The following is a 23,639-nucleotide window of genomic DNA, read 5'->3' on the forward strand; positions in this document are numbered from 1 at the left end:
CTATGTCGCTCCTAGCCGACGACGCCGCTCTTCTTTAAAGCGGCCCCGAAAGGAGCTAACCTACTGTCCCATATACGGTTTCAAGCCCTTCTTGATTTGAGCCGAAGACTTGACACCGGCACTTTTTTGTTGCCTGCGATTTGAGCGTAACGGTCAGCGTCACTGGCACATAAGGTGATTGCTGCAATGTCCCGGGCTGCCTAGGCTTGGGGGACTGCACTGGAGAACGCTCATGCTCGGTCCACTGGCATCACTCAAGGTTCTGGATTTCTCGACATTGTTGCCGGGGCCGTTCGCCTCGTTGCTGTTGGCGGACATGGGCGCCGAGGTGCTACGCATCGAATCGCCGACCCGCATGGATTTGCTGCGGGTGCTGCCGCCCCATGATCAGGGCGTGTCGGCCAGCCACGCGTACCTCAATCGCAACAAGCGCAGCCTGGCGCTGGACCTCAAGCAGCCCGAGGCGCTGGAGGTGATCACGCAATTGCTTGCGGACTACGACATTGTGCTGGAGCAGTTCCGCCCTGGCGTGATGGAACGGCTGGGCCTGGGGTATGAAGCCTTGAAGGCGATCAATCCACGGTTGATTTATGTGTCGATCACCGGCTACGGCCAGACCGGCCCTTACAAGGACCGCGCCGGCCACGACATCAACTACCTGGCGCTGGCGGGCCTTTCGAGCTACACCGGCCGTGCCGACAGCGGCCCGTTGCCGTTGGGCATGCAGGTGGCGGATGTCGCGGGCGGTTCGTTGCATGGGGTGATCGGGCTGCTGGCAGCGGTGATCGCGCGGCAACAGACCGGGCAGGGGCAGCATCTGGATGTGAGCATGACTGACTGCGCCTTCAGCCTGAACGCCATGGCTGGTGCCGGCTACCTGGCCTGCGGCGTTGAGCCGGGCAGGGAAGACCAGATGCTCAACGGCGGCAGCTTCTACGATTACTACCGGTCGCGCGATGGCCGCTGGTTGTCGGTGGGCAGTCTGGAACCGGGGTTCATGCAGCAACTGTGCACGGTGCTCGGCCGTCCGGAACTGGCGGCCGAGGGACTGTCGTCCGACCCCGCCCGGCAACGGGCGCTCAAGGATGCGCTGAACATTGAATTCGAAAAACACGACTTTGCCTGGCTGTGTGAGCTGTTTGCCGGGGCCGATGCGTGTGTCGAGCCGGTGTTGAGCCTGGGCGAAGCGGTCGGGCATCCGCAGTTGCAGGCGCGGGAATTGGTGGCTGAGGTGCCGCGGGGCGATGGCTCGACTCAGGCGCAGATGGCCTGTCCGTTGAAGTTTTCAGCGGGGTTGCCTGAGCCGCGGCACATTGGCGCCTGGCTGGGGCAGCATACGGATCAGGTGTTGGGTGAACTGGGGTTTAGTGTTGAGCGGATTGAAGCGCTGCGGCGGGCCAAGGTAGTTATCTAGCGTCTGTCCCGGCCGAAACTCAACTCATTCGACCCGCATTTCCCCGCTGAACACCAACGTACTGCGACAACGCCGGCACAAATACCGCCGCCCCTGGCGCACCAGGCTATGACGCTGGGCCGAAAACGGGAAATCGCTGTCGGCGCAGGGGCATTTGTAGATGTAGCGGGTCACGCTGCGGCGTTTGACGTCATAGGTGTGGCAGCGGTTGGGCGGCAGTTCGTAAACGCCACGCATGATCAGTTGCCATTCTTCGCCATGGGGCTGGATGCGGTCGCCGAACAGTTGATGGGCGATCAGGTGCGCGACTTCATGCGCCACTGTCTGCTTGAGGAAGTCTTCGGTGTTTTCCCGGTACAGCTGCGGGTTGAAGCGCAACAGGTTCTCGTGCAAATGCGCGACACCGGCTTTTTGCCCGCGCAGCTTGAGGCTCACCACGGGGCGTTTGAAAGGTCGTTTGAAAAAGGATTCGGCTTGCAGGAAACAGTCTTCGACGCGGGTATTGAGTTGCTCGGGCATGCTTGATGGATCTCCAAGGATGTCGAGTATGCCGCAACCCCGAGGGCTTGCGAATCGCTCAGGCGCCGAATGGTCGTTGCTCGCATTAGAAGGCCGCCTTGCGGCGGCCTGTAGTGGCGGAACGTGTTTTTTATGTTGGCGCTTGTTTGTCAGTTGGTATAGACCGGTCCCACGCCAAGGCCCCAGACAATCACGGTAAACGCCATGATGGCTACCAGCACCACCAGTCCTACGGCGAGCACCGAGCTCGAAAACAGGAAGCCCTCGTCAGATGGAATGTTCATGAACGTTGGTAGCCCTACATACAGCAGGTACACCGTGTAGCAGACAGCCGCGGTGCCGACGATCATCCCCAGCCACAAGTGCGGGTACAGCGCCGCCAGGCCGCCGATGAACAGCGGGGTGGCGGTGTACGTGGCGAATGCGATACAGCGCGCCAGGCTCGGGTTGGCGTCATAGGTACGGGCCATCCAGTGAATGAAGGCGCCCATCACCGCGACACCGCCGAGCATCGCCAGGTACGACATGATGGTCATCCATAGCGCGCTTTCCATAGTCAGCATGACCGGCGCTCGGTTACCGATGACCCAGCCGACTTGCGTAGTGCCGATAAACGCCGATATGGCAGGGATCGCCGCCAGAATCAGGGTGTGCGTCAGGTACATGTGGCTGATGCTTTCTTCCTCGTCGCCACGGATTTCTTTCCATTCCTGGTCAGGGTGGGTAAAGAGTCCCACTACGTGATGGATCATGCCAGTCACTCCTCTTGTTGTTGCCATCGCCCCCCAGCGGAGCGCTTACGGGCCAAAGTGGCCAAGTAAGAACAGGTCTGAATACGTGTGCGACCTTATGTCGCAGTATAGAAAGGAGTTACTTGCAATAGTGCGAGGGCTTTAGAGCAAATCGCGCTGTAAACAATCTTGTTAATCGCCGCAAGGTCTGTTGTTGTAGCAGCTGGCGCAGCCTGCGTTCGGCGGCGAAGCCGTCGCCAATCCGGTCTATGAGGTTTGCCTGACACACCGAGGTGGATGGTTTACGACGGCTTCGCCGCCGAACGCAGGCTTCGCCAGCTGCTACAAAGGGTGCGATGGCGCATAATTTCTTTGGTAAGTTCGGGCTCTTCGCCCTTGAAGGGTTTTTGCGTAAAATGCCGGCCTTTCGTCACACCTCACGGATTTCGCGTCATGGGCACTCTTACGGTCAACCAGAACAAACTGCAAAAGCGCCTTCGCCGCCAGGCCGGTGAGGCTGTTGCCGATTTCAATATGATTGAAGACGGCGACAAGGTCATGGTCTGCCTGTCCGGTGGCAAGGACAGCTACACCATGCTCGACGTGCTGATGCATTTGCAGAAAGTCGCCCCGATCAAGTTCGAGATCGTCGCCGTGAACATGGACCAGAAGCAGCCAGGCTTCCCCGAGCATGTACTGCCGGCTTACCTCAAAGAACTGGGCATCGAGTACCACATCGTCGAGAAAGACACCTACTCGGTGGTCAAGGAGCTGATTCCGGAAGGCAAGACCACCTGCTCGCTGTGCTCGCGCCTGCGTCGCGGCACGCTGTACACCTTTGCCGACGAAATCGGCGCGACCAAAATGGCCCTCGGTCACCACCGTGACGACATCGTCGAGACGTTCTTCCTGAACATGTTCTTCAACGGTTCGCTCAAGGCCATGCCGCCAAAGCTGCGCGCCGACGACGGGCGCAACGTGGTGATTCGCCCGCTGGCCTACTGCAACGAAAAAGACATCCAGGCCTACTCGGACCTCAAGCAATTCCCGATCATCCCGTGCAACCTCTGCGGCTCCCAGGAAAACCTGCAACGCCAGGTGGTTAAAGAGATGCTGCAGGAGTGGGAACGCAAGACCCCGGGCCGTACCGAGAGCATTTTCCGCAGCCTGCAGAACGTGATCCCGTCGCAACTGGCGGACCGCAACCTGTTCGACTTCACCAACCTGCGTATCGACGAAAGCGCCGCATCGCGCTTCGTCAACGTAGTGAACCTCTGAACAAATTGTGTGGGAGCGAGCCTGTGGTGAGGGGGCTTGTCGGACCGCCGCATCGCCCCGTTGGGCTGCGAAGCGGCCCCAAAATCGCTGATGCACCAAAGATTTTGTGAGTGCTACGCACTCAAACGGGGGCAAGCCCCCTCGCCACAGGGCTCCCATAGATCCGTTTCATCCCATAGGAGAGGGCATGCGCGATTACAAGTGGCTGCACGAATACTGTCTGAACCGTTTCGGTTCGGCGGCTGAACTGGAAGCCCATCTGCCGGTTCCCAAGACCCCGGCGCAATTGCGCAAGATCAGCGACGACCGCTACCTCTCGACCATGGCGTTGCGGGTATTCCGTGCCGGGCTCAAGCACAGCCTGGTGGATGCCAAGTGGCCGGCGTTCGAAGAAGTGTTCTTCAAGTTCGACCCGGAAAAAGTCGTGCTGATGAGCGCCGAACATCTGGAGCGCTTGATGCAGGACGCGCGAATCATCCGCCACTTGGGCAAGCTCAAGAGTGTGCCGCGCAATGCGCAGTTCATTCTGGACGTGGCCCATGAGAAGGGTAGTTTCGGTGCGTTGATCGCCGACTGGCCTGTAACCGATATCGTCGGCTTGTGGACCTACCTGAAAAAACACGGCCATCAGTTGGGCGGGTTATCCGCGCCGCGATTCTTGCGGATGGTCGGCAAGGACACCTTCGTGCCGAGCTACGACGTGGTGGCGGCGCTGAATGCACAGCAGATCATCGACAAGGTGCCGAGCAGTTTGCGCGACCTGGCCACGGTGCAGAATGCGTTCAACCAATGGCACGAAGAGAGTGGTGGACGGCCGATGAGCCAGATTTCGATGATGCTGGCCTACACAGTCAATCATTGACGAAGATGATGTTCCCACGCAGAGCGTAGGAACGATCACTGCGGGGCTATCAGGCGGGGGAAATCTCGCCTTCCCCCGCCAACTTGCGGTTCAACTGATACCGCCACCGCACATACAGCATCGCCGAGCAGAACACTGCCAGGCTCGCGCCCATCTCCAGCAAACCGAACAGCTGCCGGTTCGGGTCATAGGCGGCCAATGCGCCCTTGATGAAATACAGATTCACCACAAAACACATCCACGAATGTCCACGGGCACTGCCGACGATCATTCCCGGTGCCAGCAACAGCAGCGGCACCAGTTCGATCAGCAGAATCACCCACGGCCGCGCGCCATGCAGGTCGGCGAACACCAGGTAGTAGGCGCAAAGCAGCCCCGCCAGGCCGAAAAAGCACAGCAGGCTGATGACGCGCATCGCCCGTACACGCGGTTCGAGCCATTCGATGGCAGGCAACACCTTAGGCTTCTTAGCCACGATGGCTCTCCAGTTTCTGCGCAGTCTTCGCCAGGCGCAGGCCCAAGGCTCGGCATAGCGCGACTTCATGTTCGTTCAAACCGCTTTTGCCGTCGGCCCCGGCGTGATGACTGGCACCGTATGGCGTGCCGCCGCCACGGGTTTCCAGCAGCGCCGATTCGCTGTAAGGCAGGCCGGTGATCAACATGCCGTGGTGCAGCAACGGCAGCATCATTGACAGCAGCGTGGTTTCCTGGCCGCCGTGCAGGCTGGCGGTCGAGGTGAAGACCCCGGCCGGTTTGCCCACCAGGGCGCCGGTCAGCCACAGGTTGCTGGTGCCGTCGAGGAAGTATTTCAACGGTGCGGCCATGTTGCCGAAGCGGGTCGGGCTGCCCAGGGCCAGGCCGGCGCAGTTCTTCAAATCGTCGAGGCTGGCGTACAGCGCGCCTTCATCGGGAATGTCCGGCGCCACGGCTTCGCATTCAGTGGAGATCGCCGGCACCGTGCGCAACCTGGCTTCAAGGCCGGCCTGCTCGACGCCACGGGCAATCTGCCGGGCCATTTCATTGGTCGAGCCGCTACGGCTGTAATACAGCACCAGAATGTATGGCGCGCTCACGGCAACAACTCCAGCACATTCTCCGGCGGACGGCCGATGATGGCTTTGTCGCCGACTTCGAGAATCGGCCGCTCCATGAGTTTCGGGTGCGCGGCGATGGCGGCGATCAATTGCGCTTCGCTCAAACTGCTGTCGGCCAGGTTGAGGGTTTTGTACTCGTCCTCGCCGGTGCGCAGCAATTGCCGGGCGCTGATGCCGAGTTTGCTCAGCAGGCTCTGGATTTGCACGGCGTCCAGCGGCGTTTCCAGGTAGCGGACGACCGTTGGCGTCAGGCCACGGGCTTCGATGAGTTCGAGCGCACCGCGGGATTTCGAGCAGCGCGGGTTGTGATAAAGCGTCAGATCGGTCATATGCGGGTCGCTTCTTGCGTAAAGTGGCGGCTATTCTAACTGTGCGGCGCGTAATCCAGAACCTTGGGAGGCGATGGGTCGCAGGTGCATTCTATTTTTGACAAGGATTGAGACATGACAAGGCGACTGGCAGCGGCATTGGCGATCATGGGGGCGTTATTGCTTGGGGGCTGTGGCAACGACTATGGCATCGACCAGAATGGTCACAAGGTCGCCGCCGAGCGTCTGGACAAACAATGGCTGGTGCTCAATTACTGGGCCGAGTGGTGCAGCCCGTGCCGGACCGAAATCCCACAGCTGAATGTGTTGGCCGAGCAGCTCCAGGGCAAGAAGATCGGCGTGTTCGGGGTCAACTTCGACAATGTACAGGGCGAAGAGCTGAAAGGCGCCAGCGAGAAACTGGGGATCAAGTTCACCGTGCTGGCCCAGGATCCGGCCGACCTTTTCGAATTGCCGCGCAGTGAAGCGCTGCCAGTGACTTACATCATTGATAACAAGGGCAAGGTGCGGGAACAGTTGATGGGCGAGCAGACGGCGGCGGGGGTGATGGCGAAGCTTGAGGCGTTGCAGGCGACCAACTGACTGAGCACCGCCTGTGGCAAGGGAGCTTTGTGGCGAGGGGGCTTGCCCCCGCTGGGCTGCGAAGCAGCCCTAAACCCTGAAACCTCGTTTCATCACAACATTGCGCGTGTACGTTTTGCGACTGCTGCGCAGCCGAACGGGGGCAAGCCCCCTCGCCACAAGTCACTTGGCTACAACTGAGGGGCAATCACCCCTCTTCAAGCCACCAACGCAATGGCTTGCCTTCGGCCGGCCAGAAGCGCATCTGATCAATCGGTGAGACGTCCCAGCGCTGGACGTTTTCCAGCGCCTGCAGGAAGCGCTTTTCCTGCTCCATCAACGCCGGCGCGCAGAGTTTGCGGGTACTGCCGATCTTGCCGAAGCTGAGCTTTTCACCTTCCAGGGAATACGGCGCGAACCAGTGGTTGCAGCCGCCGTTACCGTAGGCCCGGCCATCGTCACCGAGCGTGATGGTCAGGTGGCTGTAGTCCATCAGCGGACGTTCGCCGATCCACTCCAGAATGTAACTGCGGTTCTGTTGCAACTTTACCGGCTCGGCGGCGCAGCCCAGCAGGCTGGCACCGACCATCGTGGTCAGAGCAAGGCGTTTCATCACGCAGGCTCCTGGCACTTCGGGCACAGGTGTTTTTCGCCGGCTGCGGTCCAGCCCAGTTCGGCAATCCGTGCGGTGGCGGCCGGTTTTTCAGCCTTGTTGCCCAGCTTGGCGTCGACCGCGAACTCGAAGCTCAGCTCTTTGGCGCAGCTGTCGCAGTTGACTTTCCAGGTGTGGATCGCCAGTTCGCCGAACACCGGACCACTGGCCACCGCGACCCATTGGCCGGGCGGGTTGATCAGGTGGCGAACCGTTTCGACGGTCAGGCGCATGGACAAGTCCTTGCTGCCTTTGAGGGTCACTACCAGCACGTCGTTATTGCGAATCGAACCGCCGTTGCCGGTGACTTGATAACGCCCCGGCACCAGGGCGCGGCATTCAGTGAGGGTGTGTTGTGGGTTCATCAGGCTGTAGCGGAAATCGTGTTCGACCATGGGTCCTCCAAATATGCGCGATATGCTAGCACGGGCATCAACGCAGCATGGCGCGGGCATGTGACCTTCGATCAGGTTCAAATTGACTGCTGAACCATGGCAAACTGCCACTTTTGCATCTCTAAGGAACAGAAATGGCGTTGATCGAATGTTACGAGTGCAAGCAACGCATCAGTTCCGTGGCGCCTGCTTGCATTCATTGCGGTGCGCCTGCGGCAACGGTGCACGCGGCCACTTCGACGGCAGCGCCTGTGGAAGCACCGCTTTCTTTCGGGCGTTTGCCAAGCAATGAGAGTGTGCCTCGGGTGACCCCGGCTGCATTCGGGCATAAACGAAAAACCGAAATCCAGGCTGAGGTCCCGGCACCGGTGCTCAATGGGCCGCGTCCGGTGGAACTCTGGCTGAAACTGATGATTTTCTTTCTGCCGCCGTTTTTTGTCTGGTTCCTGCTGCGTCGCGGGCATTCAACGGGGCAGCGCTTGCTGGGCTTCGGCTGGCTGGGCCTGATGATCCTCTTGTCCAAGGCCTGAGCCGTTCAGCGCTCGACCTGATTCTGTGGCGAACCGGCCGCCCAGGCCGCGATGTTCTGCAAAGTTGTCGCGGCAATCGCGCCCAGGGCTTCGCGAGTGAGGAAGGCCTGGTGTGCGGTGATGATCACGTTCGGAAAGGTCAGCAGGCGCGCCAGCACATCGTCTTGCAGTGGCAGGTCGGAGCGGTCCTCGAAGAACAACTGCGCCTCTTCTTCATAGACATCCAGCCCCAGATAGCCCAATTGGCCGTTTTTCAATGCGTCGATCAACGCCGGCGTGTCCACCAGACCGCCACGCCCGGTGTTGATCAACATCGCGCCGGGCTGCATGTGCGCCAGTGACTCGCGGTTGATCAAATGTTTGCTCTGCTCGTTGAGCGGGCAATGCAGGCTGATGATCTGAGACTCGGCCAGCAATTGCTGCAAGCTCAGGTAGCGCGCGCCGAGGGCTTCGACCTGAGGGTTCGGATAGGGGTCATAGGCCAGCAATTGGCAGCCGAAGCCGTGCATGATTTTCGCAAAGGTCGCGCCGATCTGCCCGGTGCCGACCACGCCGACGGTCTTGTTCACCAGATCGAAACCGGTCAACCCGTGCAGGCTGAAATCGCCCTCGCGGGTACGGTTGTAGGCGCGGTGCAGACGGCGGTTGAGCGCCAGGATCAACGCCACCGCGTGTTCGGCCACGGCGTGGGGCGAGTAGGCCGGGACCCGCACAACCGTCAGCCCCAGGCGCTTCGCCGCCGCGAGGTCGACATGGTTGTAACCGGCCGAGCGCAGGGCGATCAGGCGTGTGCCGCCTGCTGCCAGGCGTTCAAGCACCGGGGCGCTGAGGTCATCGTTGATGAAGGCGCAGACCACCTCGTGATGCTCGGCCAGCGCCGCCGTGTCGAGGCTCAGTCGTGCCGGCTGGAAATGCAGTTCGATGCCGACGGGCAGGTCGGCGGCGAGAAAACTCTCGCGGTCGTAGGTCTGGCTGCTGAAAAGAATCGTGCGCATGCTGTCCTCCTGGAAGTCTCAAACCCCGTAGCAGCCTTCGGCAGCTGCTACAGGGTTTAAGTTTAGCGTTCAGGCCTTCCTGCGTTATTGCGCTGCATCAGGCATTGATGCGCGCATGGGCCGCGAGGCGATTGATGGCGCGTTCGAGTTCTTCCAGCGCGACGGGGGCTTTCGGGTCCTGTTGCTTGAGCAGGGTTTCGCTGCGCTGGCAGGCGGCGCGCAGTTGCGGGACGCCGCAATAACGGGTTGCCCCGTGCAGGCGATGGACCCGCTCGATCAGGGCATTCTGATCGTTGGCTTCACGGGCCACGCGGATGGCCTCGCGGTCGGCTTCCAGGGAGGCCAGCAGCATGGCCAGCATGTCCGCCGCCAGATCGGCCTTGCCGGCCGCCAGGCGCAGGCCTTCTTCGTGGTCGAGCACCTGCAATTCATGACCGCTGTTGTTATCGCTATTACGCTCCGGACCCTGATTGCGCAGCGCCAGGCCCGTCCATTTCAACACCACTTGCGCCAGTTGCCGTTCGCTGATGGGTTTGGTCAGGTAGTCGTCCATGCCGCTTTGCAGCAATGCGCGTTTTTCATTGGCCATCGCATGGGCGGTGAGGGCCACGACCGGCAGTGGCGTGCAATGCCGCTCGCTTTCCCATTGGCGAATGGCTTCGGTGCTTTGGCGCCCATCCATGCCGGGCATTTGCACGTCCATCAGCACCAGATCGAAAGTCTCGTTCTGTACGGCCTTGACCGCGGCGTAACCGCTTTCTACCGCGAGCACCTTGGCGCCCATGTCTTCGAGCAGGGTTTGCACCAGCAGCAGGTTGGCCGGGTTGTCGTCCACGCAAAGGACCTTCGGCGCGCGGCTGGAAACCGGTTCGGCGGGGTCGCTGCGCTGCTGGCGCGGGTTGACCAGATCAGACAGGGCCCGACGCAGCTTGCGGGTGCAAGCGGGTTTGGACTGGAGCTGGCTGTGGGGGTTGGGCACCGAGAGATGGAACAGCGTCAGTTCGGTGGTCGGGCACAGCACCAACACTCTGCAGCCCAGGTGTTCAAGGTCCCAGATGTGCTGGTTGAGGCGCTCCGGCGGCATGTCGTTGCTGGTGATGCCGAGCACCGCCAAGCCGATTGCCTGATCGGTCTGGTGAGCGCCGGTCACGCCATTGGCCAGGCTTTCCAGGGTATTGAACGGCGTGACGCTCAGGCCGCAGTCTTCCAGTTGATGCTGCAATGCCTGACGGGCCAGTTCATGGTTTTCCAGGACAGCCACCCGCTGCCCGAGCAACGGTGGGCCGGGCAGGTCTTCGGCGTCGTCGCGGGTTTTGGGCAGGCTCAGGCTGATCCAGAATTCCGAGCCTTCGCCCGGCGTGCTGTCGACGCCGATCTCGCCGCCCATTTGTTCGATCAGCCGTTTGGAAATCACCAATCCGAGGCCGGTGCCGCCGGGTTGTCGGGAGAGCGAGTTATCGGCCTGGCTGAAGGCCTGGAACAGGGCGCGCACGTCCTGGTTCGACAGACCGATGCCGGTGTCCTGAATGCTGATGCGCAGTTGCACGCTGTCTTCATGCTCTTCTTCGAGCATCGCCCGGGCGACGATGGTGCCTTCGCGGGTGAACTTGATCGCATTGCTCACAAGGTTGGTGAGGATCTGCTTGAGTCGCAACGGATCGCCCACCAGCGACAGTGGCGTATCGCGATAAACCAGGCTCACCAGCTCAAGCTCTTTGGCGTGGGCGGCCGGGGCGAGGATGTTCAGGGTGTCTTGCAGCAGGTCGCGCAGGTTGAACGGAATATGGTCGAGCACCAGTTTGCCGGCCTCGATTTTCGAGAAATCGAGAATCTCGTTGATGATCCCCAGCAGGCTGTCGGCGGACTTTTCGATGGTGCCCAGGTAATCGAGCTGGCGCGGCGTCAGTTCGCTTTTTTGCAGCAGGTGCGTGAAGCCGAGAATGCCGTTGAGCGGCGTGCGGATTTCATGGCTCATGTTGGCCAGGAACTCGGACTTGATCCGGCTCGCCTCCAGGGCTTCCTTGCGCGCCAGGTCCAGCTCGATGTTCTGGATTTCGATGGTTTCCAGATTCTGACGCACGTCTTCGGTGGCCTGGTCGACGCTGTTTTGCAATTCTTCCTGAGCGTTCTGCAGCGTCCCGGCCATGCGGTTGATGCCGGACGCCAGTTCATCCAGTTCCTGGCTGCCGAGGGGCGGCAGGCGGGTTTCCAGATGGCCGTCCTTGAGTTGCGCCACGGCTTGTTTGATCTGGCTCAGTGGTCGGTTGATGGTTCGGCCCATGCGCAACGCCAGCAGCGCCGCACCGGCCAGGCCTCCGCCGATCAGCAGCAGGCTGGCGAACAGGCTGCGGTAACCGCGCAGCAGCATGCCGTTGTGGGACAGTTCGAGTTCGACCCAGCCCAGCAGGCGGTCGGCTTCATCGGGGATCAGGTCGCCGGCCAGGTTGCGGTGCTTGCCGAACACCGGCAGCAGGTAACGCGTGGCGTCATTGCCACTGCGGCGCAGCAACTGTGAACCGTTGCCCAGGGGCGCCTGATTGAGCATGGTCGGGCCGGCATGGGCCAGCGGCGTGCGGTCGGGGGCGAGGAAGGTCACCGCGCGCACGTCGGTCTGTTCCAGGGACTGGGTGGCGATGCGCTCCAGCAGCTCGTTGTCTTTGCGACCCATGGCCGGGGCCACCAACGGTGCCAGCTGTTCGGCGATCATTTCGCCGCGTTGCATGAGCTGGGCTTGCAGGTCCGATTGCTGCATCCAGGTGAAATAGCCGCCCAGGACCAACGCCATCAGGGTGGTCGGCAACAGGGTCAGTAACAGCACGCGGCCTTTAATTCCCAGTTTCTTGAGCACGCATCTCTCCTGCATCCAGCTGTTTATTGACCTGCACATGCGTCCGGCACGCGCCACCTGCGCAGTGTAGCGATTTGCATGCGGGCAATCTTCGTAAAATTGATGTCGTCATTCGTCGGTCAGTTCAATGCTTTGGCCCAGGGAGACAAACCTTGGGTTGCCCCTGGAGAGGCAATCTTGAATAATCAGCAATTGAGAATTATTTGCAGATACTCATGACTCCCATCGCGATTGGCCATCCTCGCATCCTCTCTATCGAAGACGATCCAGTGCTCGGTGCTTATGTTCATGAGCATCTGGGGCGCTGCGGTTTTCAGGTGACCTGGTGCCAGAACGGGCAGGAAGGCCTGGCGATTGCGCGCCAGCAGGCCTTCGATGTGGTGTTGATGGATATTCTGTTGCCGGGGCTCGATGGCCTGGCGGTGTTGACCCAATTGCGCCAGAGCCATTCCACGCCAGTGGTGCTGATGTCGGCGCTGGGTGCCGAGGCGGATCGCATCAGTGGTTTTCGCCTCGGGGCCGACGATTACCTGCCCAAGCCTTTCAGCATGGCCGAGTTGCGGGTGCGCATCGAAGCGATCCTGCGGCGGGTGGCGTTCGACCGTCGACCAGTGCCGATACCGACGCCCCCTGCGACGGACTGCCTGCGTTTTGACGATGAACTGGGCGAGGTCTTTTGGGGCGAGTACGCGGCCGGCCTGACCCGCAGCGAGTACCGTTTACTGGACACGCTGAACCGCAACGACGATGAAGTGTTGAGCAAGGCGTTCCTTTATCAGCAGGTATTGCAGCGCGGTTATGCGCCCCATGACCGCAGCCTCGACATGCACATCAGCCAGATTCGCCGCAAGCTCAAGGCCATCGGTTACGCCGAGCGTGAAGTGCGCACGGTTTGGGGCAAAGGGTACGTATTGAGTGCGGTCGATGAAGTGGTCTGACGCGCCGGGCCGCACGGTGGTCCTGCAACAGCAACTGCTGCGCGATCTGTCCCACGAATTGCGCACGCCGCTCAGCCGGTTACGGGTGGCCTGCGAAAGCGAGCAGGACCTGGAGCAATTGCGCGAGCGCATTAGCCGGGAAGTCGATGGCATGCAGCGCCTGGTCGAGGATGCGCTGCAACTGGCCTGGCTCGACACCGAGCGCACACCGTTGCCCGATGAAGCGATCCAGGTCCAGGCCTTCTGGGAAATGCTCACGGAAAACGCTTGCTATGAAAGCAACTGGCCGGCGAGTCAGTTGCACTGTGCGGTGGATGCCTCCTGCTGGGTGCGCGGCCATCTCAATACCCTGGCCCAGGCGCTGGAAAACATTCTGCGCAATGCCATTCGTCATTCACCGAAGGGAGCTGTCGTGACGCTCGATGGCAGGCGCGATGGCGACTTTTGGCACCTGTGGCTGGAGGACGAGGGCGGTGGGGTGGCTGACGAGGATCTTGAGCGGATCTTCTCGCCGTTCATCCGGCTCGACGGTTCACGGCCGGGGGAGGGTGGGTTCGGGTTGGGGTTGAGCATTGCGAGGAATGCGGTGCAGCGGCAGGGCGGGCGGCTTTGGGCGGAGAATGCAGGGCGGGGCTTACGGCTGAATATGCTGTTATTGGCTGATCTCCATGGCGACAATGATGACGCCCCCGCTCCCACAATTGATATGTGTCGACCACAAATTGCGTGATCAACCCCGGCCGCGAAGAGGCTTGCTGATTTTGCCGGAGCGTTCCCGTTATTTTGTACGACCTTTCTTAAAGGGTATCGCCGACACCTTAAGCCTGACTTGACGGAATAGACTCGCGTTTTTCCTCGTCCTCCAGGAGTTCGGTATGAATGCATCCAGCGTCCCCGGCAACGCACACGACGACCGTTTCAATGAAGTGCTTGCGCTGATTCAAAATGCCAAACAGCAGGCCATGCAGGCGGTGAATACCCAGTTGATCGAGCTGTATTGGCAGGTCGGTGCTTACATCAGCCGCAAGCTGGAACAGGCTGAGTGGGGCGATTCTGTGGTCAGCCAACTGGCTGAGCATCTGGCTCAGACTCAACCGGGGTTGCGCGGGTTTACCCGGTCGAACTTGTTTCGCATGCGCCAGTTCTATGAGACTTATCACGCTGAAGAGAAAGTCGCACCACTGGTGCGACAATTGTCCTGGTCGCATAACCTGATCATTTTCAGCCAGAGTAAACGGCCGGAAGAGCGGGAGTTCTACGTGCGTTTGGCAGTTCAGGAAAAATGGTCGAAGCGCGAACTAGAGCGTCAGTTCAAAACCGCACTGTTTGAACGAAGCGTGACCCAACCAGCAAAAATCTCAGCAGTGCTGAGACAAGCCCACCCGGCAGCGCTTGAGATCTTCCGCGACGCCTACATGCTCGAGTTTCTCGACCTGCCGGGTGGCCATGCCGAAACTGATCTGCATAAAGGGTTGATGGCGCGCCTCAAAGAATTCCTGAGCGAGCTTGGCCGCGATTTCTGCTTTGTCGGTTCCGAGTATCCGCTTCAAGTGGGTGGGTGTGATTTTTCCCTGGACCTGCTGTTCTTCCACCGTGGTCTTAATTGTCTTGTAGCCATTGAGCTTAAGGTCGGTCGTTTTAAGCCGGAGTATTTGGGCAAGCTGAACTTCTATTTGGAAGCGCTGGATCGCAAGGAGCGCAAACCCCACGAAAACCCGGCCATCGGTGTGTTGCTCTGCGCCAGTAAGGATGACGAAGTGGTCGAATACGCCCTTAACCGCAGCCTGTCGCCAGCGTTGATCGCTGAATACCAGGTCCAGCTTCCGGACAAACAGCTGCTGCAGGCCAAATTGCATGAGTTTTATGCATTGAATATTGCACAAGGAGAAGAGGAGTGAACTGCTTATTCCCATAAGCCATAAGCCCCTTACTTTGCGTGATATGGCCTGCGCACGTTTGCCGGTATGATAGGCGCCCCCGCAGTTCGGATTGCGAATACGCCATGACCTTGCAGTACCCAACCATCGCCGATTGCGTCGGCAACACTCCGCTGGTCCGTTTGCAGCGCCTGCCTGGCGTCACCAGCAACACTCTTTTGCTCAAGCTCGAAGGGAACAACCCGGCGGGTTCGGTCAAGGATCGTCCGGCGCTGTCGATGATCACCCGCGCCGAATTGCGCGGGCAGATCCACGTCGGCGACACGCTGATCGAAGCGACTTCGGGCAACACCGGGATCGCCCTGGCCATGGCCGCCGCGATCAAGGGTTACAAGATGATCCTGATCATGCCGGACAACTCCAGCGCCGAGCGTAAAGCCGCGATGACGGCCTATGGTGCCGAGCTGATTCTGGTCAGCCAGGAAGAAGGCATGGAAGGCGCGCGCGACCTCGCCCAGCGAATGGAAGCCGAAGGCCGTGGCAAGGTGCTCGATCAGTTCGCCAACGGTGACAACCCCGAGGCGCACTACACCACCACCGGTCCGGAAATCTGGCGTCAGACCCAGGGCACCATCACGCATTTCGTCAGCTCGATGGGCACCACCGGCACCATTATGGGTGTCTCGCGCTACCTGAAAGAACAGAACGAGAACGTGCAGATCATCGGTCTGCAACCCATGGAAGGCTCGGCAATTCCGGGCATCCGCCGCTGGCCCCAGGAATACCTGCCAAAGATTTATCAGGCTGATCGCGTGGACCGGATCGTCGACATGGCGCAAAGCGAGGCCGAGGACGTGACCCGTCGTCTGGCGCGCGAAGAAGGCATTTTCTGCGGCGTGTCTTCGGGCGGAGCCGTGGCGGCGATGCTGCGCCTGTCCAAAGAAGTTGAAAACGCGGTGATTGTCGCGATCATCTGTGACCGTGGCGACCGTTACTTGTCGACCGGCATTTTCGACGCGCCCAACTGATGGCCAAGCAAGAGAGAGGCCTGCGCTTCCAGCCCACGGGCGGTAGCAAGGCCCCGCAAGTCCCGACCGGCAAAAAGCAGCGTTTGACCATCGAGCGCCTGGCTAATGACGGTCGCGGTATCGCGTTTTTTGAAGGTCGCACCTGGTTCGTCATCGGCGCCTTGGCCGGTGAAGAAGTCGAGGCGCGGGTCTTGGGTGCCCACGGTAAAGTGGTCGAGGCGCGTACCGAGCGGGTGTTCCAGGCCAGCCAATTGCGCCGCCCGGCACCGTGCGCCCATGCCGGTCGCTGCGGTGGTTGCAGCGTGCAGCATCTGCCCCACAACGAACAACTCGCCCTGAAACAGCGCATGCTCGCCGAGCAATTGTCGCGGGTTGCGGGCGTCGAACCCGAAGAGTGGGCTGCGCCATTGAGCGGTCCGGAATTCGGCTACCGGCGTCGTGCCCGGGTGGCGGTGCGTTGGGACATGAAGGCGAAAAAACTCGAAGTCGGTTTCCGCGCAGCTGGCAGCCAGGACATCGTCGCCATCAACGAGTGCCCGGTGCTGGTACAGCCCTTGCAACCGATCATGACCGGCTTGCCGGATATGCTGCGGCGCTTGAGCAAACCTCAGGCACTGGGGCATGTGGAATTGTTCAGCGGTTCGTCATTGGCGGTATTGCTGCGGCACATGGCGCCGTTGTCCGAAGCCGACATGACGATCCTCAAGGAATTCTGCGCGCTCCATGAGGCCCAGTTGTGGCTGCATGGCGACGGCGAGCCGCAACCGGTCGACGCCGATCAGACCCTGGGCTATCGCCTTGAACCGTGGGACTTGAATCTGGCGTATCGGCCTGGAGATTTCATCCAGGTCAACGCCGGGGTCAACGAAGCGATGATCGCTCAGGCGCTGGAATGGTTGGCGCCGAAAGCCGATGAGCGGGTTCTGGACCTGTTCTGCGGGTTGGGCAACTTTGCCTTGCCGCTGGCCAGAACCGTTCGTGAAGTGGTGGCGGTGGAAGGTGTGCAGGCCATGGTCGAGCGGGCCGCCGCGAACGCCGCTAGTAATAATTTGCATAACGCAAAATTTTTTCAGGCCGATTTATCCCAGCCTTTGGCTGATGCCGAATGGGCCAGCGAAGGCTTTTGTGCGGTACTCTTGGACCCACCTCGCGACGGTGCTTTCGAGGTGGTGCGCAAGCTTGCGTCCCTGGGTGCCGAACGATTGGTTTATGTGTCGTGCAACCCTGCAACTCTGGCGCGCGACACGGTCGAATTGATCAAGCAGGGCTACCGGTTAAAACGTGCCGGGATTCTCGATATGTTTCCTCAAACGGCGCATGTCGAGGCCATGGCGTTATTTGAAGCGAGCTAGGATGGCTCGTCTGGTCCGACTGACCGTCCGTGCCGCCACGCATCAGCCCGGCGGGGCGCCCGGACAATGAAGGTCAGCGATTTGACGCATTGAATCTGCGTCGTAGGGAAGGTAAAGCAAGATGGTACAGGTGAGAGCACACCAGCCGATCAACACTGACGGCAGTATCAATCTCGAGGCTTGGCTCGATCACGCGGTCAGTATCGATACGGCACTGGATCGCGAAGCCTTGAAAGAAGCCTGCGAGTTCGCTCGCGAGGCCGAACAACAAGCCAATGCGGCGAAAAACCTGTGGTCCGAAGGGACCTCGAGTTTCCGCACCGGCCTTGAGATCGCCGAGATTCTCGCCGACCTCAAACTCGATCAGGATTCGTTGGTCGCGGCAGTCTTGTACCGCGGCGTGCGCGAAGGCCAGATCCAGTTGCCGGCGGTCAGCCAGCGCTTCGGCCCGGTGGTCGCCAAACTGATTGACGGCGTGCAACGCATGGCGGCGATCAGCGACAGTCTGAGTCCGCGTAAATCCATGGTGATGGGCACCCAAGGCCAGGTGGAAAACCTGCGCAAGATGCTCGTGGCCATGGTCGACGACGTGCGCGTCGCGCTGATCAAACTGGCCGAGCGCACCTGTGCGATCCGTGCGGTAAAAACCGCCGATGACGAGAAGCGCAACCGCGTCGCCCGTGAAGTCTTCGACATCTACGCGCCGCTGGCTCACCGCCTCGGTATCGGTCACATCAAGTGGGAGCTGGAGGACTTGTCCTTCCGTTACCTCGAGCCCGACCAGTACAAGCAGATCGCCAAGTTGCTCCATGAGCGACGGCTGGATCGCGAGCGTTTCATCAGCGATGTGATGACCCAGCTCAAGAACGAGTTGCAGGCCACCGGCGTCGAGGCCGACATCAGTGGCCGGGCCAAACACATCTATTCGATCTGGCGCAAAATGCAGCGCAAGGGTCTGGAGTTCAGCCAGATCTACGACGTGCGCGCCGTTCGCGTGCTGGTGCCGGAAATGCGTGACTGCTACACCGCGCTCGGCATCGTCCACACCTTGTGGCGGCATATCCCGAAAGAGTTCGACGACTACATCGCCAACCCGAAAGAGAACGGCTACCGCTCGCTGCACACCGCGGTAATCGGCCCTGAAGGCAAGGTGCTGGAAGTGCAGATACGCACTCACGCCATGCACGAAGAAGCCGAGTTGGGTGTCTGCGCGCACTGGCGTTACAAGGGCACCGACGTCAAGTCCGGCTCGAACCACTACGAAGAGAAAATCTCCTGGCTGCGTCAGGTTCTCGAGTGGCACGAAGAGCTGGGCGATATCGGCGGCCTTGCCGAACAGCTGCGGGTCGATATCGAGCCGGACCGGGTTTATATCTTCACTCCCGACGGTCACGCCATCGACTTGCCGAAGGGCGCGACGCCGCTGGACTTCGCCTACCGCGTGCACACCGAAATCGGTCACAACTGCCGCGGCGCCAAGATCAACGGGCGCATCGTACCGCTCAACTACAGCCTGCAAACCGGTGAACAGGTCGAGATCATCACCAGCAAGCACGGCACCCCAAGCCGCGACTGGCTGAACCCGAACCTGGGTTACATCACCACGTCGCGGGCGCGGGCGAAGATCGTTCACTGGTTCAAGTTGCAGGCCCGCGATCAGAACGTCGCGGCCGGTAAAACCTTGCTTGAACGCGAACTCAGTCGCCTCGGTCTGCCGCAGGTGGATTTCGACAAGCTGGCCGAAAAGGCCAACATGAAGACCGCCGAAGACATGTTCGCTGCGTTGGGCGCAGGCGATTTGCGCCTGGCGCAACTGGTGAACCTGGCGCAGCAACTGGTCGAGCCGGAACGCGGCAACGAACAGCTGGAGCTGATCCCGCGCAAAGCCACCGGCTATAAACCGGGCAAGCGCGGCGATATCCAGATCCAGGGCGTCGGCAACCTGATGACCCAGATGGCCGGCTGCTGCCAGCCGTTGCCCGGGGACGCCATCGTCGGTTACATCACTCAGGGCCGTGGCGTGAGCATCCACCGTCAGGACTGCGCCTCGGTGCTGCAACTGGCCGGGCGCGAGCCGGAGCGGATCATCCAGGTCAGCTGGGGCCCGGTGCCGGTGCTCACCTATCCGGTGGACATCATCATTCGCGCTTACGACCGTTCCGGTCTGCTGCGTGACGTGTCGCAGGTGCTGCTCAACGAGCGGATCAACGTGCTGGCGGTCAACACCCGCTCGAACAAAGAGGACAACACTGCGTTGATGTCCCTGACCATCGAGATTCCGGGGCTGGATGCGCTGGGGCGGTTGCTGGGGCGGATCTCCCAGTTGCCGAACATCATCGAAACCCGCCGTAACCGCACACCGTGAGAAACCTTCACGGAAATTGATGGTGTAGAGATTGATAAAAGATGTATTCACTTGAAGACCTGCTGCACCTGATGAACCGTCTGCGCGACCCGCAGTACGGCTGTCCGTGGGACATCAAGCAAACCTACGCCACCATCGTCCCGCACACCCTGGAAGAAGCCTACGAAGTCGCCGATGCTATTGAACGCGGCGATTTCGATCACTTGCAGGGTGAGTTGGGCGACTTGTTGTTCCAGGTGGTTTATTACAGCCAACTGGCTCGGGAAGAAGGGCGCTTCGAATTCGCTGGCGTGGTCGACAGCATCACGCGCAAGTTGATCCGCCGTCATCCTCACGTATTTCCCACCGGTGATCTGTACGCGCCGCTGGACGTCCCGCGTCTGAATGAAGAGCAGGTCAAGCAACGCTGGGAAGAGATCAAGGCCGAAGAACGCGCCGAGAAGTCTTCGGCGCCGGAGCAGTTGTCCTTGCTCGATGACGTACCCGCGGCGCTGCCGGCGTTGTCCCGTTCGGCGAAACTGCAGAAGCGCGCAGGGCAGGTCGGTTTCGATTGGCCGGACGCCTTGCCGGTGCTCGACAAGGTTCGCGAAGAGCTCGATGAAGTGCTCGAAGCCATGGCCGACAATGACTCGGCGGCGATTGCCGATGAAGTCGGCGACCTGCTGTTTTCCGTGGTCAATCTGGCGCGTCACCTCAAGGTCGATCCGGAAACCGCACTGCGTGGAGCGAACACAAAATTTGAAAGACGCTTCCGATTTATCGAACAGGCATTGCGCGACACCCACCGTCCCATAGAAGATTGCACCCTCGAAGAGTTGGACGCCTTGTGGGGCGAAGCCAAACGTCAGGAAAAGAATTTGCCCAGCTGCGGCTGAGCTGTTGCCTAAGTGAGTAAGCACCATGAGCCTTTCCCTTCGCGACCAGTTGCTCAAAGCAGGGCTGGTCAACCAAAAGCAGGCCAAACAGGTCGGCAAAGAAAAACAGAAACAACAGCGTCTGGCCCACAAAGGCCAGATCGAACTCGATGACTCCCAGCAGCGTGCGGCTCAGGAAGCCATGGCCGAGAAGGTCAAGCGCGACCAGGAGCTCAACCGTCAGCAGCAGGAGAAGGCCGAGCAGAAGGCCCGAGCCGCCCAGGTCAAGCAATTGATCGAAGTCTCGCGCCTGCCCAAGCTGAACACCGAGGACTACTACAACTTCGTTGACGACAAGAAGGTCAAGCGCATCAGCGTCAACACCCTGATGCGCAACAAGCTCAGCAGCGGTTCCCTGGCGATCGTGCATCACGCTGGCGGTTACGAAGTGATCCCTCGTGAGGCAGCCCTGAAGATTCAGGAGCGCGACCCACAGCGCATCGTGCAGCTGAATGTGAAGACAGAAGAAGTCAGCACCGAAGACGATCCGTACGCGGCCTATCAGATTCCTGACGATCTGATGTGGTAAGCCGTTAGCTGCTGCAACAACGACAAACCCCGCTCATGGCGGGGTTTGTCATTTTCAATGCGGTGGTTATGCAGAACGCGCTTCGCGTTGCTGCTCCAGTGATTCCAGTTCGGCCTTGTATTGGTGGGCTTCGGTCTCGGAGTGGAACATCCCGACCAACAGGTCTTGTTGATGTACATCCCAGATGCGGATACCGGCGGCGATGCCTTCATGGGACATATGTGAATCGTCGCGTTCAGTTACTTTTACAGTCATCTGCTAGCTCCAATCTCTGTTATCTGCAGCAAGGCGTGTGCAGGCCTTTGTTATAAGTTTTGTTAGCTGGCTAAGTAAACGACTGAAATCGGTAACGGATTTTTGCAAAAACGGAGAAAGTGCTGCAGCCCGCGAAATACGCGACATTCAGTCGCAGGCTGTTGAGTTCCATGACAAATGTTTCATGTTTCAAGGGCTGTCTGGCCGTAGATAAAACCTGGCAAAAAAAAACGCCCCGAACCAGTCGGGGCGTTTTTATGTGTGGCGTAGGCGGGGTATTACTTACCCTGCCAGCGCTTCAGTACCAGCGTGGCGTTGGTGCCGCCGAAGCCGAAGCTGTTGCTCATCACGGTGTTGATGGTGGCGTCTTCGCGAGTCTTGGTCAGGATTGGCATGTCTGCCACTTCCGGGTCCAGTTCGTCGATGTTGGCGGAACCCGCCATGAAGTTGCCTTCCATCATCAGCATGCAGTAGATCGCTTCGTGAACGCCGGCGGCGCCCAGGGAGTGACCCGACAGGCTCTTGGTGGAGCTGATGGCCGGAGCGTTGTCGCCGAACACTTCACGCACACCTTTCATTTCCATCACGTCGCCGACCGGAGTCGAGGTGCCGTGGGTGTTCAGGTAGTCGATCGGTGCGTCAACGGTGGACATGGCCATCTGCATGCAGCGGATGGCGCCTTCGCCGCTTGGGGCGACCATGTCGTAGCCGTCGGAGGTCGCGCCGTAGCCAACGATTTCCGCGTAGATCTTCGCGCCGCGGGCCAGAGCGTGTTCCAGCTCTTCGACCACGACCATGCCGCCACCGCCGGCGATGACGAAACCGTCACGCTTGGCGTCGTAGGCACGGGAAGCTTTTTCCGGGGTTTCGTTGTACTGGCTGGACAGGGCGCCCATGGCGTCGAACAGGAACGACTGGCTCCAATGCTCTTCTTCACCGCCGCCGGCGAATACGATGTCCTGCTTGCCCATCTGGATCTGTTCCATGGCGGTACCGATGCAGTGAGCACTGGTGGCGCAGGCAGAAGCGATGGAGTAGTTCAGGCCCTTGATCTTGAACGGGGTGGCCAGGCAAGCGGAGACAGTGCTGCTCATGGTCCGCGTTACGCGGTATGGGCCGACACGCTTGACGCCTTTCTCGCGCAGGATGTCCAGCGCTTCCATCTGGTTCAGCGTGGAGGCGCCACCGGAACCGGCGATCAGGCCGGTACGCGGGTTGGAAACTTGCTCTTCGGTCAGGCCGGAGTCTGCGATGGCATCTTTCATGGCCAGGTAGGCGTAAGCCGCCGCGTGGCCGACGAAGCGATAGATCTTGCGATCGATCAGCTCTTCGAGGGGAAGGTCAATGGAGCCGGAAACCTGGCTACGCAGACCCATTTCGGCATATTCCGGGTTGAACCGGATGCCAGGGCGGCTTGCACGCAGGTTAGCGGAGACGGTCTCTTTGTCATTGCCCAGGCACGAAACGATGCCCAGACCAGTGATAACGACGCGGCGCATGCGGATAACCCTTAGAAGTTGTCAGTGGAGGTGAAAACGCCGACCCGAAGGCCTTCGGCGGTATAGATTTCGCGGCCGTCGACAGTCACGGAACCATCGGCGATGGCCATGTTCAGCTTGCCTTTGAGGACGCGTTTGATATGGATGTTATAGGTGACTTTCTTGGCGGTCGGCAGTACCTGGCCAAAGAATTTCACTTCGCCCGAACCCAGGGCGCGACCGCGGCCCGGCAGGCCTTGCCAGCCGAGGAAGAAACCGACCAGTTGCCACATGGCATCGAGGCCCAGGCAGCCCGGCATCACCGGATCACCTTCGAAGTGGCAGGCGAAGAACCACAGGTCTGGAGTGATATCCAGCTCGGCGACCAATTCACCTTTGCCGTACTTGCCACCCTCTTCGGAGATCAGGGTGATGCGATCGACCATCAGCATGTTCGGGGCGGGCAGTTGCGCGTTACCCGGGCCGAACAGCTCACCACGACTGCAGCGCAGCAGGTCTTCCCGAGTAAAGGCGTTTTGTTTGGTCATGCGAGCTCCTCAATAGTCCATGCGGCAGGGGGGCGAATCTTCCCGGCCGATCGAAGCGTTCATGCCTCGAGTCAGCAGCCTACTCATAGACTATTGCGTTGTAGTGAAAGTCACAGCACCAAGGACATGAATGTACACTTGTGCACT

Annotated in this window: 24 protein-coding genes and 1 pseudogene; 13 read left to right on the forward strand and 12 right to left on the reverse strand. The window is 60.2% G+C overall.

Annotation, left to right across the window (positions count from 1 at the left end):
* Window positions 1–232 precede the first annotated feature (232 nt).
* Entirely contained in the window at window positions 233–1,414 is a 1,182-nt protein-coding gene (locus tag JUI81_RS13950; protein ID WP_028938902.1) for a CaiB/BaiF CoA-transferase family protein, read from the forward strand.
* 24 nt (window positions 1,415–1,438) lie between these two features.
* Here the strand turns inward: JUI81_RS13950 and JUI81_RS13955 are convergent, their stop codons facing one another.
* On the reverse strand, window positions 1,439–1,933 hold the full coding sequence (locus JUI81_RS13955; protein WP_007937535.1) for a SprT family zinc-dependent metalloprotease: 495 nt from the start codon (window positions 1,931–1,933) through the stop codon (window positions 1,439–1,441).
* Window positions 1,934–2,082: 149 nt separating this feature from the next.
* A complete protein-coding gene (locus tag JUI81_RS13960) occupies window positions 2,083–2,685 on the reverse strand; it encodes a Yip1 family protein (RefSeq protein ID WP_019581231.1) in 603 nt (200 codons plus the stop codon).
* A gap of 432 nt (window positions 2,686–3,117) precedes the next feature.
* Between JUI81_RS13960 and ttcA the strand changes: the two genes are divergently transcribed.
* Entirely contained in the window at window positions 3,118–3,942 is an 825-nt protein-coding gene (ttcA, locus tag JUI81_RS13965) for a tRNA 2-thiocytidine(32) synthetase TtcA (protein ID WP_007937538.1), read from the forward strand.
* 187 nt (window positions 3,943–4,129) lie between these two features.
* On the forward strand, window positions 4,130–4,804 hold the full coding sequence (locus JUI81_RS13970) for a DNA-3-methyladenine glycosylase I (protein ID WP_007937540.1): 675 nt from the start codon (window positions 4,130–4,132) through the stop codon (window positions 4,802–4,804).
* A 49-nt stretch (window positions 4,805–4,853) separates the two neighbouring features.
* Here JUI81_RS13970 and JUI81_RS13975 read toward each other — a convergent pair whose 3' ends face one another.
* From JUI81_RS13975 to arsC, 3 genes are read right to left on the reverse strand one after another with little or no spacing between them, the layout of a single operon-like run.
* The gene (locus JUI81_RS13975; RefSeq protein WP_019581230.1) at window positions 4,854–5,279 is read right to left on the reverse strand and encodes a DUF2069 domain-containing protein; all 426 of its coding nucleotides are present in this window, start codon (window positions 5,277–5,279) and stop codon (window positions 4,854–4,856) included.
* Window positions 5,272–5,877, reverse strand: coding sequence for an NAD(P)H:quinone oxidoreductase (gene wrbA, locus JUI81_RS13980; protein WP_018926302.1), 606 nt, complete (start codon window positions 5,875–5,877; stop codon window positions 5,272–5,274). The genes JUI81_RS13975 and wrbA overlap by 8 nt, the downstream gene beginning before the upstream one ends.
* Complete coding sequence (gene arsC / locus JUI81_RS13985; protein WP_019581229.1) at window positions 5,874–6,227, reverse strand: arsenate reductase (glutaredoxin); 354 nt, start codon at window positions 6,225–6,227, stop codon at window positions 5,874–5,876. The genes wrbA and arsC overlap by 4 nt, the downstream gene beginning before the upstream one ends.
* Window positions 6,228–6,341: 114 nt before the next feature.
* Between arsC and JUI81_RS13990 the strand changes: the two genes are divergently transcribed.
* Window positions 6,342–6,809 (forward strand): TlpA disulfide reductase family protein, encoded by a 468-nt coding sequence (locus JUI81_RS13990; protein WP_018926300.1) that lies wholly within the window; start codon window positions 6,342–6,344, stop codon window positions 6,807–6,809.
* A gap of 187 nt (window positions 6,810–6,996) precedes the next feature.
* Here the strand turns inward: JUI81_RS13990 and JUI81_RS13995 are convergent, their stop codons facing one another.
* Both JUI81_RS13995 and JUI81_RS14000 read right to left on the reverse strand, forming a co-directional pair.
* Complete coding sequence (locus JUI81_RS13995; protein WP_007937547.1) at window positions 6,997–7,401, reverse strand: META domain-containing protein; 405 nt, start codon at window positions 7,399–7,401, stop codon at window positions 6,997–6,999.
* Window positions 7,401–7,835 (reverse strand): hypothetical protein, encoded by a 435-nt coding sequence (locus JUI81_RS14000; protein WP_018926299.1) that lies wholly within the window; start codon window positions 7,833–7,835, stop codon window positions 7,401–7,403. Before JUI81_RS14000 ends, JUI81_RS13995 begins: the two co-directional genes overlap by 1 nt.
* Before the next feature lie 134 nt (window positions 7,836–7,969).
* On the opposite strand from JUI81_RS14000, the gene JUI81_RS14005 reads away from it, so the two are divergent.
* A complete protein-coding gene (locus JUI81_RS14005; protein ID WP_019581228.1) occupies window positions 7,970–8,365 on the forward strand; it encodes a hypothetical protein in 396 nt (131 codons plus the stop codon).
* Window positions 8,366–8,370: 5 nt separating this feature from the next.
* Here JUI81_RS14005 and JUI81_RS14010 read toward each other — a convergent pair whose 3' ends face one another.
* Together JUI81_RS14010 and JUI81_RS14015 are read right to left on the reverse strand one after the other, a co-directional pair.
* Window positions 8,371–9,360, reverse strand: a complete 990-nt coding sequence (locus tag JUI81_RS14010) for a 2-hydroxyacid dehydrogenase (RefSeq protein ID WP_204124508.1) — start codon at window positions 9,358–9,360, stop codon at window positions 8,371–8,373.
* 97 nt (window positions 9,361–9,457) lie between these two features.
* Window positions 9,458–12,208 (reverse strand): response regulator, encoded by a 2,751-nt coding sequence (locus tag JUI81_RS14015; protein WP_018926296.1) that lies wholly within the window; start codon window positions 12,206–12,208, stop codon window positions 9,458–9,460.
* A 215-nt stretch (window positions 12,209–12,423) separates the two neighbouring features.
* On the opposite strand from JUI81_RS14015, the gene JUI81_RS14020 reads away from it, so the two are divergent.
* The 8 genes and pseudogenes from JUI81_RS14020 (at window position 12,424) to JUI81_RS14055 (ending at window position 21,211) form a co-directional block, all read left to right on the forward strand.
* Window positions 12,424–13,146 carry a response regulator transcription factor gene (locus JUI81_RS14020; RefSeq protein ID WP_204124509.1) on the forward strand — a complete coding sequence of 241 codons (723 nt, stop codon included), beginning with the start codon at window positions 12,424–12,426 and terminating at the stop codon, window positions 13,144–13,146.
* Between the two features lie 13 nt (window positions 13,147–13,159).
* Window positions 13,160–13,876 (forward strand): annotated as a pseudogene (locus JUI81_RS14025) (sensor histidine kinase); the annotation flags it as partial.
* Window positions 13,877–14,021: 145 nt separating this feature from the next.
* Entirely contained in the window at window positions 14,022–15,044 is a 1,023-nt protein-coding gene (locus JUI81_RS14030) for a YhcG family protein (RefSeq protein WP_018926293.1), read from the forward strand.
* A gap of 104 nt (window positions 15,045–15,148) precedes the next feature.
* Window positions 15,149–16,051, forward strand: a complete 903-nt coding sequence (gene cysM / locus JUI81_RS14035; RefSeq protein WP_018926292.1) for a cysteine synthase CysM — start codon at window positions 15,149–15,151, stop codon at window positions 16,049–16,051.
* Window positions 16,051–17,403, forward strand: a complete 1,353-nt coding sequence (rlmD, locus tag JUI81_RS14040) for a 23S rRNA (uracil(1939)-C(5))-methyltransferase RlmD (RefSeq protein ID WP_204124511.1) — start codon at window positions 16,051–16,053, stop codon at window positions 17,401–17,403. The genes cysM and rlmD overlap by 1 nt, the downstream gene beginning before the upstream one ends.
* Window positions 17,404–17,524: 121 nt before the next feature.
* Window positions 17,525–19,768: a GTP diphosphokinase gene (gene relA, locus JUI81_RS14045; protein WP_019581222.1), complete on the forward strand. Its 2,244-nt coding sequence runs from the start codon at window positions 17,525–17,527 to the stop codon at window positions 19,766–19,768.
* Window positions 19,769–19,809: 41 nt separating this feature from the next.
* A complete protein-coding gene (gene mazG / locus JUI81_RS14050; RefSeq protein ID WP_018926289.1) occupies window positions 19,810–20,643 on the forward strand; it encodes a nucleoside triphosphate pyrophosphohydrolase in 834 nt (277 codons plus the stop codon).
* A gap of 25 nt (window positions 20,644–20,668) precedes the next feature.
* The gene (locus JUI81_RS14055) at window positions 20,669–21,211 is read left to right on the forward strand and encodes a DUF2058 domain-containing protein (RefSeq protein WP_018926288.1); all 543 of its coding nucleotides are present in this window, start codon (window positions 20,669–20,671) and stop codon (window positions 21,209–21,211) included.
* 66 nt (window positions 21,212–21,277) lie between these two features.
* On the opposite strand, the gene JUI81_RS14060 is transcribed toward JUI81_RS14055, so the two are convergent.
* From JUI81_RS14060 to fabA, 3 genes are all read right to left on the reverse strand, one after another.
* The gene (locus JUI81_RS14060) at window positions 21,278–21,466 is read right to left on the reverse strand and encodes a hypothetical protein (RefSeq protein ID WP_018926287.1); all 189 of its coding nucleotides are present in this window, start codon (window positions 21,464–21,466) and stop codon (window positions 21,278–21,280) included.
* Between the two features lie 278 nt (window positions 21,467–21,744).
* Complete coding sequence (fabB, locus tag JUI81_RS14065) at window positions 21,745–22,965, reverse strand: beta-ketoacyl-ACP synthase I (protein ID WP_007937568.1); 1,221 nt, start codon at window positions 22,963–22,965, stop codon at window positions 21,745–21,747.
* A gap of 11 nt (window positions 22,966–22,976) precedes the next feature.
* Window positions 22,977–23,492 carry a 3-hydroxyacyl-[acyl-carrier-protein] dehydratase FabA gene (gene fabA / locus JUI81_RS14070; RefSeq protein WP_018926285.1) on the reverse strand — a complete coding sequence of 172 codons (516 nt, stop codon included), beginning with the start codon at window positions 23,490–23,492 and terminating at the stop codon, window positions 22,977–22,979.
* Between the last annotated feature and the right edge of the window lie 147 nt (window positions 23,493–23,639).

It is taken from the genome of Pseudomonas sp. 008, assembly GCF_016861935.1.
Lineage (GTDB): Bacteria > Pseudomonadota > Gammaproteobacteria > Pseudomonadales > Pseudomonadaceae > Aquipseudomonas.

Coding starts and splice junctions, on each gene's coding strand:
- JUI81_RS13950 (WP_028938902.1), top strand. CDS start 233: ATGCTCGGTCCACTGGCATCACTCAAGGTTCTGGATTTCTCGACATTG.
- JUI81_RS13955 (WP_007937535.1), bottom strand. CDS start 1,933: ATGCCCGAGCAACTCAATACCCGCGTCGAAGACTGTTTCCTGCAAGCC.
- JUI81_RS13960 (WP_019581231.1), bottom strand. CDS start 2,685: ATGATCCATCACGTAGTGGGACTCTTTACCCACCCTGACCAGGAATGG.
- ttcA (WP_007937538.1), top strand. CDS start 3,118: ATGGGCACTCTTACGGTCAACCAGAACAAACTGCAAAAGCGCCTTCGC.
- JUI81_RS13970 (WP_007937540.1), top strand. CDS start 4,130: ATGCGCGATTACAAGTGGCTGCACGAATACTGTCTGAACCGTTTCGGT.
- arsC (WP_019581229.1), bottom strand. CDS start 6,227: ATGACCGATCTGACGCTTTATCACAACCCGCGCTGCTCGAAATCCCGC.
- JUI81_RS13990 (WP_018926300.1), top strand. CDS start 6,342: ATGACAAGGCGACTGGCAGCGGCATTGGCGATCATGGGGGCGTTATTG.
- JUI81_RS13995 (WP_007937547.1), bottom strand. CDS start 7,401: ATGAAACGCCTTGCTCTGACCACGATGGTCGGTGCCAGCCTGCTGGGC.
- JUI81_RS14000 (WP_018926299.1), bottom strand. CDS start 7,835: ATGGTCGAACACGATTTCCGCTACAGCCTGATGAACCCACAACACACC.
- JUI81_RS14005 (WP_019581228.1), top strand. CDS start 7,970: ATGGCGTTGATCGAATGTTACGAGTGCAAGCAACGCATCAGTTCCGTG.
- JUI81_RS14010 (WP_204124508.1), bottom strand. CDS start 9,360: ATGCGCACGATTCTTTTCAGCAGCCAGACCTACGACCGCGAGAGTTTT.
- JUI81_RS14020 (WP_204124509.1), top strand. CDS start 12,424: ATGACTCCCATCGCGATTGGCCATCCTCGCATCCTCTCTATCGAAGAC.
- JUI81_RS14030 (WP_018926293.1), top strand. CDS start 14,022: ATGAATGCATCCAGCGTCCCCGGCAACGCACACGACGACCGTTTCAAT.
- cysM (WP_018926292.1), top strand. CDS start 15,149: ATGACCTTGCAGTACCCAACCATCGCCGATTGCGTCGGCAACACTCCG.
- rlmD (WP_204124511.1), top strand. CDS start 16,051: ATGGCCAAGCAAGAGAGAGGCCTGCGCTTCCAGCCCACGGGCGGTAGC.
- relA (WP_019581222.1), top strand. CDS start 17,525: ATGGTACAGGTGAGAGCACACCAGCCGATCAACACTGACGGCAGTATC.
- mazG (WP_018926289.1), top strand. CDS start 19,810: ATGTATTCACTTGAAGACCTGCTGCACCTGATGAACCGTCTGCGCGAC.
- JUI81_RS14055 (WP_018926288.1), top strand. CDS start 20,669: ATGAGCCTTTCCCTTCGCGACCAGTTGCTCAAAGCAGGGCTGGTCAAC.
- JUI81_RS14060 (WP_018926287.1), bottom strand. CDS start 21,466: ATGACTGTAAAAGTAACTGAACGCGACGATTCACATATGTCCCATGAA.
- fabB (WP_007937568.1), bottom strand. CDS start 22,965: ATGCGCCGCGTCGTTATCACTGGTCTGGGCATCGTTTCGTGCCTGGGC.
- fabA (WP_018926285.1), bottom strand. CDS start 23,492: ATGACCAAACAAAACGCCTTTACTCGGGAAGACCTGCTGCGCTGCAGT.